The following is a 13031-nucleotide window of genomic DNA, read 5'->3' as shown; positions in this document are numbered from 1 at the left end:
GCCAGGAATAGCCAGGAAACGCCTCTCATGATCGAGATCCCGTCCGACCTCCACAAGGACCTGGTCCCCCTCGCCTTCCTGCTCGGCAACTGGGCGGGCGCGGGCGTGCACGACTTCCCCGGCTCGGAGAAGTGCAACTTCGGGCAGGAGGTCAGCTTCACCCACGACGGCCGGGACTTCCTCGAGTACCACTCCCACACCTGGGTGCTGGACAACGACGGCAACAAGGTGCGCCCGCTGGAGTCGGAGCACGGCTTCTGGCGGATCGACGACGCCCGCAAGGTCGAGATCACGATGACCCGCGACGACGGCGTCATCGAGATCTGGTACGGCGAGATGGCCCACCAGAAACCGCAGATCGACCTGGTCACGGACGCCGTGGCGCGCACCGCCGGCTCCCGGCCGTACAGCGGCGGCAAGCGGCTCTACGGCTATGTGAAGAGCGACCTGATGTGGGTCGGCGAGAAGCAGACCCCCGAGGTCGAGCTGCGTCCCTACATGTCGGCCCACCTGAAGAAGGTCGTCACCCCGGAGGACGTCGAGCGCTGGGCGAAGGCCCTGCCCGACGACATGCCGGACGACGGCATCGCCTTCTTCAAGTAGCTCTTAGACTTCCAGTGTGGTGAGCACCGACTGGAAGAGCGATCTGCGGCAGCGCGGCTATCGGCTGACCCCGCAGCGGCAACTCGTGCTCGAAGCCGTGGACACCCTGGAGCACGCGACCCCCGACGACATCCTCAGCGAGGTGAGGAAGACGGCGTCGGGGGTCAACATTTCCACGGTCTACCGCACCCTGGAGCTCCTGGAGGAGCTGGGGCTGGTCAGCCACGCCCACCTGGGGCACGGGGCGCCGACGTATCACCTGGCCGACCGGCACCATCACATCCACCTGGTCTGCCGCGACTGCTCCGACGTCATCGAGGCGGATGTGAGCGTGGCCGCCGAGTTCACCGCGAAGCTGCGCGAGCAGTTCGGATTCGACACGGACATGAAGCACTTCGCGATCTTCGGCCGGTGCGAGGACTGTTCCCTGAAGGGTTCAAGTACCGAGTCGTAGGCTTGGGTCCATGAAGAGCCCCCTGCTGTCCCTGCCCGGCGCGGTCCCCGCCGAGGGCGTGGACGAAGGCGTCGCCGCCCATTACGGCGACCTGTTCCGCGAGCAGCGCGCCCTCGCCGCCGGCACCGGTTTCGTCGACCTGTCCCACCGCGGGGTCGTCACCGTCACCGGCGAGGACCGGCTGAGCTGGCTGCATCTGCTGCTCACCCAGCACGTCAGCGAACTGCCCACCGGTGAGGCCACCGAGGCGCTGATCCTCTCCGCCCACGGCCACATCGAGCACGCGCTGTACCTCGTCGACGACGGGACGACGGTGTGGGCGCACGTCGAGCCCGGCACCGAGGGCGCGCTGCTCCAGTACCTGGAGTCGATGAAGTTCTTCTACCGGGTGGAGGTCGCCGACCGCACCGCGGACTTCGCCGTCGTCCACCTGCCCGCCGGCTCCATCGCCGAGGTCCCGGACGGCGTCGTCGTCCGGCAGACGGCGTACGGCCGCGATCTCTTCCTGCCGCGCGAACGGCTGGAGGAGTACGCCGCGTCGGCCGGACCGGCGGCCGGGCTGCTGGCGTACGAGGCGCTGCGCGTCGAGCATCACCGGCCGCGCCTGGGCTTCGAGACCGACCACCGGACCATCCCGCACGAGCTGGGCTGGATCGGCACCGCCGTGCACCTGCAGAAGGGCTGCTACCGGGGTCAGGAGACCGTCGCCCGGGTGCAGAACCTGGGCAAGCCGCCGCGCCGGCTGGTCTTCCTGCACCTGGACGGCAGCGAGGTCCATCTGCCCCCGGCCGGCACCGAGATCCGGCTCGCCGACGAGGGCCCCGACGGGCGGAAGATCGGCTTCATCACCACGTCCGTCCGCCATCACGAGCTGGGCCCGGTCGCCCTCGCCCTGGTGAAGCGGAACGTGCCCGTGGACGCCCGCTTGGTGGCCGGGGACACGGCGGCGGCCCAGGAAGTCGTCGTGGCGCCGTAGCGGTCAGATCTCCAGCAGGACGGTGAACGGGCCGTCGTTCGTCAGCGACACCCGCATCTGCGCGCCGAACCGGCCCGTCTCCACCGTCGCGCCCAGCGCCCGCAGCTGGGCGACCACCTCGTCGACCAGCGGCTCGGCGACCTCGCCGGGCGCCGCGGCGTTCCAGGTGGGGCGGCGGCCCTTGCGGGCGTCGCCGTAGAGGGTGAACTGGCTGATCACCAGCAGCGGGGCGTCGACGTCGCTGCACGACTTCTCGTCGTGCAGCATCCGGACGGACCAGAGCTTGCGGGCCAGCTGGGCCGCCTTCTCCCGGGTGTCCTCGTGGGTCACGCCCACCAGCACGCACAGTCCCTCGCCGATGATCTCCCCGACGGTCCGGCCGTCCACCACGACGCTCGCGCCGTCCACCCTCTGCACCACAGCTCGCATATGACCATCATGCCGTGGCCGCTTTTCGATCCCTAACCCGTCCATCTGGGGCTGTTCGGGGGCACTCGATCACATAGCGGCCACTTGGGGTGGCACGATGCTTCCCACACACCGGTCGAGGGGACGGTAGAGGCACATGAGCACACCGAGCACGGGTGAGGAACTGGGGACACTGCGGCCGCCCGCGCAGCGCACCGACAGTCCCGACGGCCCGGACGGCGCCGCCCGCCCGCCGCGGCAACCCGATCCGCCCGAGCCCGACCTGGGCGCGCTGAGCCTGCCCGAGCTGCGCGCGGTGCGCCGGGACGCCCAGCGCGACGAGGCGGACCTCAGCTATGTACGGCGGCTGCTCCAGGGGCGGATCGACATCCTGCGCGCGGAGCTGGCGCGGCGCGGGTCCACGTCCGTGCCGGCCGTGGGGGAGGCGTCGGTGGTGGAGCGGCTGCCGGAGATCCTGACCGACGCCCCGGCCCGGCAGCGCTCCTCGGCCCGGCATGTGAGGCTGGGGACGCCGCGGCGCGAGGAGTACCGGCGGCTGGCCGCCGAGATGCTGGCCGAGGTGGAGCTGTCCGCCCTCGACGCCCGCACGGACGCGGAGCTGGCCGACGGGATCGGGCGGCTCGTCCGCTACGAGCAGCAGGTCTCCCGGCGCCGCCAGCGGCTCCAGCGCACCGCCGACGGGTGCAGCGCGGAGATCGCCCGGCGGTACCGGGACGGGGAGGCGCAGGTCGACGACCTGCTGCTGTGAGGCGGTCAGGGTGTCCCGCCAGGCCGGCGGCCCGAAATCCACGCGACGTGCCGGGCCGGGGGCACCTACCGTGACGCCATGAGCGATCGTGACGACCTCGACGTACGCCTGATCACCGAGGACGAGATACCGGACTGGCTGCGGGCGGTGGCCGTCGGCTTCCTGCGCAGCGAGACGATCACCGAGGAGGAGATCGCGGCCCGCGCCTCCGGCATCCTGACGGACCGCACCGTCGGCGCCTTCGACGGCGGCCGGTGCGTGGCGACGCTGCGGTCCTTCCCGCAGGAGCTGACGGCGGTCGGCGGCGCTGTGGTGGCCGCGAACGCCGTCACCAACGTGACCGTGTCCGCCACGCACCGCCGGCGCGGGCTGCTCACCCGGATGATGGGCCGGGACCTGGCGGCGGCGAAGGAGCGCGGCGACGTGGTGGCGACGCTGATCGCCGCCGAGTACCCGATCTACGGCCGGTACGGCTTCGGACCGGCCACCACGACCGCCGAGTGGACCGTCGACGTGCCGCGCGCCGGGCTCGATCCGCGCTGGGCGGGGCCCGCGGACGGCGGGCGGATCGACCTGGCCGACGGCGCCGAGGTGCGCAAGCTGGGCCCGGAGCTGTACGAGCGGGTGCGGCGCGCCCAGCACGGCGCGGTGAACCGCGACGAGCGGTGGTGGCAGATCAACACGGGCGCGCTGCGCGTCCTCCCGGACTGGAAGGACCCGTTCTACGCGGTGTACCGCTCGCCGGCCGGCGAGGTCGAGGGCATGGCGGCGTACACCGTGGACGACCGGTGGGGCGACGCCAAGCAGCCGGGGAACACCGCCACCGTGAAGTGGCTGGTCGCGGCGGAGCCGCGGGCCGAACGGGCGCTGTGGCGCCAGCTGTGCTCCATCGACTGGGTCACCCGGGTGAAGTCGGGCTGGCGGGCCCCGGACGATCTGCTGCCGCTGTGTCTGCCGGACCCGCGCGCCGCCCGGATCACCACGCAGGCGGACTGGATGTGGGTGCGGATCCTGGACGTCGTAGCGGCGCTGGAAGCGCGGAGCTACCAGGGGGCCGGGGAGCTGGTGCTGGAGGTCGTCGACCCGGGCGGGTTCACGGGCGGACGGTATCTGCTTCAGGCCGGGGAGGACGGCCGCGGGGTCTGCGCGGCGACCTCGCGGGAGGCCGACCTCACGCTGGACGTGTCCGGCCTCGGGGCGCTGTGGCTGGGGGACGAGTCGGCGGTGCGGCTGGCGGCCGCGGGGCGGGTGCGGGAGACACGAGCGGGCGCCGCCCGGCGGGCCGACGCCCTGCTGCGCACGTCCCGGCGTCCCTGGTGCCCGGACTCCTTCTGAAGCCTCCTCCCGCCGGCCGGTGACGGGTCCACCGAGGCCGGCGTCCTCGGCATGTACGACGTGCCGGCCGGCGAGTCCCCGCTCCTTCCCTTCGAGCGGGGCACCGGACGGCGGGACGCCTCCTTCGTGGACGGATCCCAGAAGTCGTTCGACGCCCTCTGGGAAACCATCGCCCGGGACCTGACACTTTCCTGGTGACTTCTGATACGACGCGGACCGAACCGGTGGTGAGCCCGACCGACCGGCTGCGGGAACTGGTCACCCGTGCCGAGGTCGTGCTCTGGGACTTCGACGGACCGATCTGCCGCCTCTTCGCCGGGCACCCGGCACCCGGGGTGGCCGGCGGCCTCGTGGACTGGCTGGAGGGGCGCGGGCTGCGCGCCCTGCTCACCGAGGCGGAACGGCACACGACCGACCCGCAGGCCGTGCTGCGCGCCGTGGACCGCGCCCGGCTCGGCCGGGGCGTGGTGGCGGAGCTGGAGGAACGCCTCACCCAGGAGGAACTGCGGGCCACCGCCACCGCCATGCCCACCGCCTGGGCCGACCCGCTGATCCGCACCTGGACCGCGGTCGGCGCCCGCCTCGCCGTGGCCTCCGGCAACTCCCCGCGGGTCATCGGCGCCTACCTCGCGGGCCGCGGTCTCGCCGAGTGCTTCGGACCCCACATCTACGGCCGCGACCCGGACCCGCACCGCCTGGAACCGGGCCCCCACCACCTCGACCGCGCCCTGGACGCGCTGACGGCCGCCCCGGAGACGGCCCTGTTCATCGGGGACACCCCGACCGACCACGAGGCGGCGCGACGGGCGGGGATCCCGTTCCTGGGGTATGCGAGAAATGATCGCAAGGCCCGCCTGCTGAGGGACGCGGGAGCGGGCGACGTGGTGGATTCGCTGGAACCGGTGCTGCGCGTTCTGAGGGCGCGAGGACTCCCTGCCCTGGGCACGGGGCGGCATCGAGATGCGGCCGCGCCGCGTGCGCGCGACTAGCCGCGGACGGCCCGCACCGAAGGACATCGGCACGTGACCGCCACCAGCAGGCCCTCGGCCCACGAGATCGCCGAAGGCCCCCGCACCCGCATCCGCGAGGGCACGCTCGAAGTGGGCGCCGAGCCGCCCACCCGGGCCGAGCCGGCGGCGGAGTCCGGCGTGGAGCGCGCGACCGTACGCCAGGCCTGCGCGCCCTGCGCGAAGAGGGCCGGCTGACCGGCGTCACCAGGGGCGGTCCTCCGGCCGCCGCCCTGCCCCGGGCATCCGCACGGGCTACGGGGTTGGACGTACCGGCGACGAAGGGATCGCGGAGGCGTTGCCGGAGTGGCACCGTCCCGGGTGACACCACCTGAGGGACCGTCACCCCCGCACGTCCAGCACCACCTTCCCCACCACACCCCGCCCTTCGATCAGCGCGTGCGCCCGGGCCGCCTCCGCGAGGGGGACCTCCGCTCCGACCACCGGCGTGAGCCGGCCGGCCGCCGCCTCGGCGAAGGCGGCGGCCCGCAGCCGCACGATCTCCGCCACCGGGTACCGCGCGTCGGCGATGCCGTACAGGGTGATGCCGCGCCGGGCCGCGTCCGCCCGGTCGAGGTCGGCGAAACCGCCGGTCGGGGCGCCGTGGGCGGAGAAGCGCCCGCCGGGCGCGGTGAGCGGGAGGGCGGCGGCGCCGAGTGAGCCGCCCACTCCGTCGAGGACGACGTCGGCGGCGCCGCCCAGCGCCCGGCGGGCCCGCTCCGGCCAGTCGGGGGCGCCGACGTCGACCGCCTCGTCGGCGCCCAGCCGCCGGACGAGGGCCAGTTTCTCCGTGCCCCGGGCCGCCGCGACCACCCGGGCGCCGCGGGCGTGGGCCAGCTGGACGAGCAGGGTGCCCATGCCGCCGGACGCGCCGAGGATCAGCACCCGGTCGCCGGCCGCGAGGGCGGTCCGCTCCAGGAGGCCCAGCGCGGTCACCCCGTCGTGGACCAGGGCCGCCGCGGCGCGCGGAGCGAGGCCGTCCGGTACGGCGGTGAGGGCGTCGGCCGGGGCGAGCGCGCGCTCGGCGTAGCTGCCGTCGACGAAGGCGGCGACCCGGCGCCCCCGCCACCGCTCCTCGACTCCGGGTCCCAGGTCACGCACGGTTCCGGCCACCCCGCCGCCGGGCACGTACGGCGGGGTCACCGTGAAGTACTCGCCACCCCAGCCCGCTCGCAGCTGGGTCTCCAGGTAGATCGTGTCGGCGTGGGACACCTCGATCAGCACCTCGCCGGGTCCCGGTTCCGGATCGGGTGCCTCCACCGGCACCAGCACCTCCGGCCCGCCGAACTCCTTCACCTGCGCCGTGAGCATGGCTCACCCCTCCGCCCGTCGGATCATCGTTTCCGGGGGCAGTCTTCGACCTGAAGCGGAGTTGAGGTCAAGGAGCGGCGGGGGGACGACCGTAGGCTCGTTGCATGGCTGAGATCGGGCTGCGTGAGCGCAAGCGGCAGCGGATGTACCAGGTGGTGTCGGACCTCGCGATCGGACTGTTCCTGGAGAAGGGGTTCGACGCGGTGTCGGTCGCCGAGGTGGCGGCCGCCGCGGAGATCTCCAAGCCGACGCTGTTCCGGTACTTCCCGGCCAAGGAGGACCTGGTCCTGCACCGGATCGCGGACCACGAGGGCCAGGCGGCCCGGGTGGTCGCGGCCTCGGACGCGGCCCCGCTGGTAGCGCTGCGCCGCGACTTCCTCGCCGGGCTCGACCGGTGCGATCCGGTCACCGGACTCAACGACGATCCCGAGGTCCTGGCCTTCCACACCCTGCTCTACGGCACCCCCGCCCTGGTCGCCCGGCTGCACGGCCACCTGGAGCGTTCGGAGGCGGCGCTCGCCGGCGTGCTGGGCGGTGATCTGGAGGCCCGGCTGGCGGCGGGGCAGATCATCGCCGTCCAGCGGATCCTGGCGCAGGAGAACTGGCGGCGGATCGCGGCGGGGGAGCGCGCGGCGCACCTCCGGGGGGAGGCGGTGACGGCGGCGGAACGCGCGTTCGACCTGCTGGCCGCCGGGCTGCCCCGGTTCGCCGATCGCTGACTCGGTAAAAAATTTAACTCGGTCACGTTATCCAGTACGCTCGTTGGAATGACGTCACCCGACCCCGCCCTCCAGCACGCCCTCCACGTCGAACGCGCCCACCACGACCGCTGTCGTGCCGCCCTCGCCGCCATGGTCGAGGACGCCCAGGAGCAGGTCGTCATCGGCGAGGACGCCTCGGCCTCCGGCGCCGACGCCGAAGTCCTCGGCTACTGGCTGCGCAGCCGTGCCAAGGAACTGCGCGAACTCCCGGAAGGCCCGCTGTTCTTCGGCCGGCTCGACTTCGACCCCGCCGCCCCCGAAGCCCACGGCGGCGCGCACGGCCCCCTGCACATCGGCCGGCTGCGGATCACCGAGAACCCGGCCGCCCCGCCGCTCGTCGTCGACTGGCGCGCCCCCGTCGCCCGCGCCTTCTACCAGGCCGGCCCCCACGACCCGCGGGGCGTCGAGGTCCGCCGCCGCTTCGGCTGGGCCCCCGGCAGCCGGGGCGACTCCGCCGATCTGACCGGCCTGGAGGACGAGCATCTGGGCCGCGGCGAGAGCCGCGCGAGCGAGATCGTCGCCCGGGAGATCGAACGCCCCCGGGTCGGTCCGATGCGGGACATCGCGGCCACCATCCAGCCCGAGCAGGACGACCTCGTGCGCGCCGCCCTCACCGCCTCCGTGTGCGTCCAGGGCGCCCCCGGCACCGGCAAGACCGCCGTCGGCCTGCACCGGGCCGCCTATCTGCTCTACACCCACCCGCAGCGCGTCCGGCGCGGCGGACTGCTGATCCTCGGGCCCAACCGCACCTTCCTCGACTACATCGCCGAGGTGCTGCCCGCGCTCGGCGAGACCGGCGTACGGCAGTCCACCGTCCGGGAGGAGATCGCCCGGCACCCGGTCACCGGGACCGACGACGAGCGCACCGCCGTCGTCAAGCACGACGCCCGCATGGCCGAGGTGCTGCGGCGGGCGCTCTACGCGCGCGCGTGCCCCGACGCGCGCGCCGACTCCCTCGCCGTGCCCGACGGCTCCTACCGCTGGCGGGTGCCCGCGGAGGAGTTGCGGGCGATCGTGGCGGACGTACGGGCCGAGCAGCCGCCGTACGCGGTCGGGCGGGAACGGGTACGCGCGCGCGTGGTGGCCGCGCTGCGGGCGCGGGCCGAGCGGCGCGGCGGACCCCGCACCACCGCCTGGGCGCGGCGGATCGAACGCGCCCGCCCGCTCGGCGCGTGGCTGGACGCCGTATGGCCGCGGGCGCGTCCCGAGGAGGTCGTCGCCGGACTGCTCGCCGACCCGGCCGCCCTCGCGGAGGCCGCCGACGGGCTGCTGGACGCGGACGAGCAGAAGGCGCTGCTGTGGCCGCGCCCGCCGCGCTCCTGGAAGTCGGCCCGCTGGTCGGCCGCCGACCTGGTGCTCCTCGACGAGGTCGCCGGGCTGATCGAGCACCCCGAGGGCTATGCCCACGTCGTCGTCGACGAGGCCCAGGACCTCTCCCCGATGGAGTGCCGGGCCGTAGCCCGCCGCTCGGTCTACGGCTCCCTCACCGTCCTCGGCGACCTGGCCCAGGGCACCACCCCGTGGGCCGCCCGCGACTGGACCGTCCTCCTGCGCCACCTCGGCAAGCCGGACGCCGCCGTCGTCCCGCTGACCACCGGCTTCCGCGTCCCGGCGGCCGTCCTCGGCCTCGCCAACCGCGTCCTGCGACGCCTCGACGTCGCCGTCCCCGAGCCCCGCTCGCTGCGCCGGGACGGCGAGCTGACCGTCCGCGCGACCGACGACGTGCCCGGCGCGGTCGTCACGGCCGTCCGCGACGCCCTCGCCGGCGAGGGCTCCGTCGGGGTGATCGCGGCCGATGCGGACGTGCCCCGGCTGCGCCGGGCCCTGGCCGCCGCCGGTCTCGGCACGACGGGCGGGCCGGCGGCGGACGCCCGGGTCGCGGTACTGCCCGCCGGCCTGGTCAAGGGCCTGGAGTACGACCATGTCGTGGCCGTCGAACCGGCCGCGATCGCGGAGGCGGAGCAGCGGGGCCTGCACCGGCTGTACGTGGTGCTGACCCGCGCGGTGTCGGCGCTGACGGTGGTGCACGGGCGGCCCCTGCCCTTCTAGGCCAGCCGGGAGCCGGGTCAGCCGAGCGGGGGTATCGCGGGTCAGCCGAGAAGCGGTATCAGCTGTTCCTCCTCGTGTGTCAGATGGGCCTCCAGTTCGCTGGTCAGCCGGTCCACCTCCGCGCGGACGGCCGCCGGGTCCGCCGGGCCGGCGACGACCCCGCGCAGCTCCTCCACCAGGGCGGCGATGCGCTCGTGCTCCTCGCGCAGCAGGGCGATGGCCGGGGCGGATTCCGGATGGCGGCTCTCGATCATCGGGAAGAGGCCCAGGTCCTCGCCGGTGTGGTGGTTGTGCAGACCGTGGCAGAACGTGAGGCAGTTGGCGCGGAGCTGGGCGCCGAGGGCGGTACCGGCCCCGGCGATCTCCTGTCTGAGCAGGGCGAGTTCGCGCCGGAAGGCGTCGTGGACGACCTTGACCGCCTCGCCCAGGGAACCGGCGTTGAAGGTGGGCGGGCCGTCGCTCGGGATCTCGTACAGGGCGACCACGGGGATCAGCCGTGAGGTCTTCTCCTGGTACGCCGCCCAGCCCGGGTCGCTCTCCACGGCCCGCGCGAACGCCTGGTCACGCTCCTCGCCGGTCAGCGGTTCGGCCCGCGCCCGGTAGATGAACGCGCCGTCCTCGACGGTGACTTCGGGATGGGCGAGGAGATTGTGGTACCAGGCCGGATGGCGGGGCGAACCGCCCGCGGAGGCGATGACCAGGACGCGCTCGGCGCCGTCGGGCAGATAGCCGACGGGCGTGGTGTGCGGCTTGCCCGAGCGGGCGCCGGTGGTGGTCAGCAGGATCAGCCGGGCGTTCTCGAACATGCCGGTGAGCCGGCCCTTGTTGGCCCGGAACTCGTCGATGATCTGTTGGTTGAAGTCGTTGGGCAATGCTCTTCCTTCTCTGTGTGATGTCGCTGGCAGCGCTTGCACAGAGAAGAAGGCGGGCTCCTCGCCCGCCGCGGCCTCATACGGAGGCCGGGCACCCAACTCGCTCGTGGCCCGAGGCCGACCCGGCAGTCATGGCGAGGACGTTAGCCCTCGACTCCCTTGCCGGGCAAGGGCATTAGAGTCGGACGGATGCGCGCGCTGCTCTTCCTCGATGTCGACGGGGTCCTGCTCCCGTTCGGCGGTGACGGCCCGTATCCCGCCCACGAGGGCCCGTACGGCCCGCCGCCCGCCGGCCACCCCCTGCTGGACCGCGTGGACCCGGCGCTCGGCCCCCGCCTGCTCGCCCTCGGGTGCGAGCCACTGTGGGTGACGACCTGGCAGGACGACGCGAACACCGTGCTGGCGCCGTGGCTGGGCCTGCCGCCGCTGCCGGTCGTGGACGTGCCGCCCGGCGCCGAGGACCCGCCACCCGGCGGACGGCACTGGAAGACCGGTCCGGTCGTCGCGCGGGCGGCGGGCCGGCCCTTCGTCTGGGTCGACGACGAGATCACCGGCGCCGACCGGGCCTGGGTGGCCGCACACCACCCCGGCCCGGCCCTGCTGCACCGCGTGGACCACCGCCACGGCATGCGGGAAGCCGACTTCGCGGCGGTGCGGGCCTGGCTCAGGGACGCCGGGTGCGCCCCAGCACCTCCGCGACCCGCATGAAACCGTCCGAGCCGTGACCCAGCCCGATCACCCGGTGGGCCTGTCCCTCGATCGCCCGCATCAGGCTCGCCTCGATCCCGTGCTCCTCGGAGACGTGGACGATGTGCGCCATGGTGGACGCGGCGGAGGTGATCGGATTCAGCCCGCCCGAGTAGGAACCGGCGTCCACGTCGTCCGCGAACTCCTCGAAGAGCGGCGGCAGGATCGCGGCGATGCCCTGCGCGAACGGGGCCAGCTCGCGCGCGGAGACGCCCTCGGCGCGGGCCACGGCGACCGCGTGCGCGTAGCCGCCCATCGCCGTCCAGAAGATGTCCAGCAGGGCGATGTCGTACGTGGCCGCCCGGCCGATGTCCTCGCCGAGGTGGGTGTGGGTGCCGCCGAGCACATCGAGGACGGGCTTGTGCTCCTCGTAGAGGTCCCGGGGGCCGCTGTGCAGGAACACGGCGTCGGAGGTGCCGATGGTGGGGGTCGGCGTCATGATCGCGCCGTCCAGGTAGCGGACGCCGTGCCGGGCGGCCCACTCGCCGGTGTCCCGGGCGCGGGCCGGGGTGTCCGCGCTGAGGTTGACCACCGTACGGCCCTTCAGGGCGTCGGTGACGGACTCGCGCCGCAGGACGGCGTCGGAGGCGTCGTAGTTGACGACGCACACGACCACGAGGTCGCTCGCCGCCACCGCCTCCTCCGCCGACCCGGCCGCCACCGCGCCGCTCGCCACCAGCTCGGCGTCCCGGCCCGGGGTGCGGTTCCAGACGGTGGTGCGCACACCGGCGGCCAGGAAGGCGGCGGCGAGGGCGCGGCCCATGGGGCCGAGTCCGAGGACGGTCACGGAAGCGGAGGCGGGGTCGGTGACGTTCGTAGACATGAAGAAGCTCCTGCTGTTTCTGACTGCACTGACTAGCTGACTGAACTGACTGCACAACTGACGGACAAACCGCAATGAATGGGGCGAAGATGACGCGCAGCCGGGCCCGGGACCTGAATGTCTGCGGAGTGACCGCCGCGATCTCGGTGATCGACGGCAAGTGGAAGACGTCGCTGCTGTGGCTGCTGGAATCGGGCCCGCATCGACCCGCCGAACTGCGCCGGAAGCTGCCGGGCCTGAGCGAGAAGGTGCTGACTCAGGCTCTGCGCGAGATGGAGGAGGACGGTCTCGTGCACCGGGAGGTGTTCGCCGTCCTGCCGCCGAAGACGGTGTACACGCTCACCGGCTTCGGCCGTGAACTGTCCGAGGCCCTCGCTCCTCTCTCCGACTGGGGGCACCGCCGCCTGGAACGCCTCGCGGCGCCCGTGGTGGCCTCCTGACCACCCGCGACCAGCCTCCTACGGGCACGGAACGATGCCAAGTACCCACTTTTTTGTGGGTGTTCCGTCCCGCAGGGCGGCCCGCGGCAGGCGGTGCCATGCTGGAAAGAGAGGAGGAAAGTGCCATGTCAGCGATGTTCGAGCTGGCGGACGGCGGCATCGGGCTCATGCCCGACCCGGCGGACAACCCCGACGGGCACGTCGTCCCCCACCACGACGCCGGCACCCGGATCAGCTTCGACCTGGTCAACGTCGGTGACGTCGGCGGAAACGCCCGGGTCACGGTCGAGTGCGACGGAAACGTCGTCGGCCCCGAATGGACCTCGGGCCACCTCGATCCCGGGGTCCCGGACACCGGCTATGTCAGCCTGGGCCGCCTCGGCGAGGGGTCCCACAGCGTCCTGGTCTACGTCAACCCCGGCTCGGGCCGCCGGGACCACCAGACGAACGGGTTCGAGGTCGCCTGAGTCCTGCCC

At 73.5% G+C, this 13031-nt stretch carries 17 protein-coding genes; 13 read left to right on the top strand and 4 right to left on the bottom strand.

Going from position 1 to position 13031, the window contains the following annotated elements; genetic code table 11:
- Positions 1–27 precede the first annotated feature (27 nt).
- The 3 genes from VE614_RS19290 to VE614_RS19280 are packed head-to-tail and all read left to right on the top strand — an operon-like array spanning position 28 to position 2033.
- Positions 28–603 carry an FABP family protein gene (locus VE614_RS19290; protein WP_324938216.1) on the top strand — a complete coding sequence of 192 codons (576 nt, stop codon included), beginning with the start codon at positions 28–30 and terminating at the stop codon, positions 601–603.
- Between the two features lie 16 nt (positions 604–619).
- On the top strand, positions 620–1057 hold the full coding sequence (locus VE614_RS19285; RefSeq protein ID WP_324938213.1) for a Fur family transcriptional regulator: 438 nt from the start codon (positions 620–622) through the stop codon (positions 1055–1057).
- A 10-nt stretch (positions 1058–1067) separates the two neighbouring features.
- Positions 1068–2033 carry a folate-binding protein gene (locus VE614_RS19280; protein WP_324938210.1) on the top strand — a complete coding sequence of 322 codons (966 nt, stop codon included), beginning with the start codon at positions 1068–1070 and terminating at the stop codon, positions 2031–2033.
- A gap of 3 nt (positions 2034–2036) precedes the next feature.
- Here the strand turns inward: VE614_RS19280 and dtd are convergent, their stop codons facing one another.
- Positions 2037–2462, bottom strand: a complete 426-nt coding sequence (gene dtd / locus VE614_RS19275) for a D-aminoacyl-tRNA deacylase (protein WP_324938207.1) — start codon at positions 2460–2462, stop codon at positions 2037–2039.
- Positions 2463–2598: 136 nt separating this feature from the next.
- On the opposite strand from dtd, the gene VE614_RS19270 reads away from it, so the two are divergent.
- From VE614_RS19270 to VE614_RS19250, 5 genes are all read left to right on the top strand, one after another.
- Complete coding sequence (locus VE614_RS19270; protein ID WP_324938204.1) at positions 2599–3210, top strand: aerial mycelium formation protein; 612 nt, start codon at positions 2599–2601, stop codon at positions 3208–3210.
- Between the two features lie 78 nt (positions 3211–3288).
- On the top strand, positions 3289–4545 hold the full coding sequence (locus VE614_RS19265) for a GNAT family N-acetyltransferase (protein ID WP_324938202.1): 1257 nt from the start codon (positions 3289–3291) through the stop codon (positions 4543–4545).
- A 51-nt stretch (positions 4546–4596) separates the two neighbouring features.
- On the top strand, positions 4597–4743 hold the full coding sequence (locus VE614_RS19260) for a hypothetical protein (protein ID WP_324938200.1): 147 nt from the start codon (positions 4597–4599) through the stop codon (positions 4741–4743).
- Positions 4740–5534: an HAD family hydrolase gene (locus VE614_RS19255; RefSeq protein WP_324938197.1), complete on the top strand. Its 795-nt coding sequence runs from the start codon at positions 4740–4742 to the stop codon at positions 5532–5534. Before VE614_RS19260 ends, VE614_RS19255 begins: the two co-directional genes overlap by 4 nt.
- A 33-nt stretch (positions 5535–5567) precedes the next feature.
- On the top strand, positions 5568–5750 hold the full coding sequence (locus VE614_RS19250; protein WP_324938195.1) for a hypothetical protein: 183 nt from the start codon (positions 5568–5570) through the stop codon (positions 5748–5750).
- Between the two features lie 144 nt (positions 5751–5894).
- On the opposite strand, the gene VE614_RS19245 is transcribed toward VE614_RS19250, so the two are convergent.
- Positions 5895–6863, bottom strand: a complete 969-nt coding sequence (locus tag VE614_RS19245; RefSeq protein ID WP_324938192.1) for a zinc-binding dehydrogenase — start codon at positions 6861–6863, stop codon at positions 5895–5897.
- Between the two features lie 104 nt (positions 6864–6967).
- Here VE614_RS19245 and VE614_RS19240 point away from each other — a divergent pair, with 104 nt between their 5' ends.
- Both VE614_RS19240 and VE614_RS19235 read left to right on the top strand, forming a co-directional pair.
- Positions 6968–7582 carry a TetR family transcriptional regulator gene (locus VE614_RS19240; protein WP_324938189.1) on the top strand — a complete coding sequence of 205 codons (615 nt, stop codon included), beginning with the start codon at positions 6968–6970 and terminating at the stop codon, positions 7580–7582.
- 48 nt (positions 7583–7630) lie between these two features.
- Positions 7631–9673 carry an AAA family ATPase gene (locus VE614_RS19235; RefSeq protein ID WP_324938186.1) on the top strand — a complete coding sequence of 681 codons (2043 nt, stop codon included), beginning with the start codon at positions 7631–7633 and terminating at the stop codon, positions 9671–9673.
- Positions 9674–9714: 41 nt separating this feature from the next.
- On the opposite strand, the gene VE614_RS19230 is transcribed toward VE614_RS19235, so the two are convergent.
- Positions 9715–10545 carry a nitroreductase/quinone reductase family protein gene (locus tag VE614_RS19230; protein WP_324938183.1) on the bottom strand — a complete coding sequence of 277 codons (831 nt, stop codon included), beginning with the start codon at positions 10543–10545 and terminating at the stop codon, positions 9715–9717.
- 189 nt (positions 10546–10734) lie between these two features.
- On the opposite strand from VE614_RS19230, the gene VE614_RS19225 reads away from it, so the two are divergent.
- Positions 10735–11253 carry an HAD domain-containing protein gene (locus VE614_RS19225; RefSeq protein ID WP_324938180.1) on the top strand — a complete coding sequence of 173 codons (519 nt, stop codon included), beginning with the start codon at positions 10735–10737 and terminating at the stop codon, positions 11251–11253.
- Here the strand turns inward: VE614_RS19225 and VE614_RS19220 are convergent.
- Positions 11210–12172, bottom strand: coding sequence for an NAD(P)-dependent oxidoreductase (locus VE614_RS19220; protein ID WP_324938177.1), 963 nt, complete (start codon positions 12170–12172; stop codon positions 11210–11212). The two genes, VE614_RS19225 and VE614_RS19220, sit on opposite strands and share 44 nt — an antisense overlap.
- Before the next feature lie 32 nt (positions 12173–12204).
- Here VE614_RS19220 and VE614_RS19215 point away from each other — a divergent pair, with 32 nt between their 5' ends.
- Entirely contained in the window at positions 12205–12555 is a 351-nt protein-coding gene (locus tag VE614_RS19215; protein WP_086168904.1) for a winged helix-turn-helix transcriptional regulator, read from the top strand.
- Positions 12556–12680: 125 nt separating this feature from the next.
- Positions 12681–13022 (top strand): hypothetical protein, encoded by a 342-nt coding sequence (locus tag VE614_RS19210; protein WP_324938173.1) that lies wholly within the window; start codon positions 12681–12683, stop codon positions 13020–13022.
- Positions 13023–13031: the final 9 nt, after the last annotated feature.

Origin of the sequence: Streptomyces sp., from assembly GCF_035645055.1 — a bacterium.
GTDB lineage: Bacteria > Actinomycetota > Actinomycetes > Streptomycetales > Streptomycetaceae > Streptomyces.
The sequence above is the reverse complement of the archived record's forward strand: the minus strand, read 5'-3'. Positions and strand labels throughout refer to the sequence as shown.

Excerpts from the sequence above, each read along its gene's own strand:
- VE614_RS19270 (WP_324938204.1), top strand. The coding sequence starts at position 2,599 with ATGAGCACACCGAGCACGGGTGAGGAACTGGGGACACTGCGGCCGCCC.
- VE614_RS19240 (WP_324938189.1), top strand. The coding sequence starts at position 6,968 with ATGGCTGAGATCGGGCTGCGTGAGCGCAAGCGGCAGCGGATGTACCAG.
- VE614_RS19235 (WP_324938186.1), top strand. The coding sequence starts at position 7,631 with ATGACGTCACCCGACCCCGCCCTCCAGCACGCCCTCCACGTCGAACGC.
- VE614_RS19215 (WP_086168904.1), top strand. The coding sequence starts at position 12,205 with ATGACGCGCAGCCGGGCCCGGGACCTGAATGTCTGCGGAGTGACCGCC.
- VE614_RS19210 (WP_324938173.1), top strand. The coding sequence starts at position 12,681 with ATGTCAGCGATGTTCGAGCTGGCGGACGGCGGCATCGGGCTCATGCCC.
- VE614_RS19260 (WP_324938200.1), top strand. The coding sequence starts at position 4,597 with ATGTACGACGTGCCGGCCGGCGAGTCCCCGCTCCTTCCCTTCGAGCGG.
- VE614_RS19265 (WP_324938202.1), top strand. The coding sequence starts at position 3,289 with ATGAGCGATCGTGACGACCTCGACGTACGCCTGATCACCGAGGACGAG.
- VE614_RS19245 (WP_324938192.1), bottom strand. The coding sequence starts at position 6,863 with ATGCTCACGGCGCAGGTGAAGGAGTTCGGCGGGCCGGAGGTGCTGGTG.
- VE614_RS19280 (WP_324938210.1), top strand. The coding sequence starts at position 1,068 with ATGAAGAGCCCCCTGCTGTCCCTGCCCGGCGCGGTCCCCGCCGAGGGC.
- VE614_RS19290 (WP_324938216.1), top strand. The coding sequence starts at position 28 with ATGATCGAGATCCCGTCCGACCTCCACAAGGACCTGGTCCCCCTCGCC.
- VE614_RS19225 (WP_324938180.1), top strand. The coding sequence starts at position 10,735 with ATGCGCGCGCTGCTCTTCCTCGATGTCGACGGGGTCCTGCTCCCGTTC.
- dtd (WP_324938207.1), bottom strand. The coding sequence starts at position 2,462 with ATGCGAGCTGTGGTGCAGAGGGTGGACGGCGCGAGCGTCGTGGTGGAC.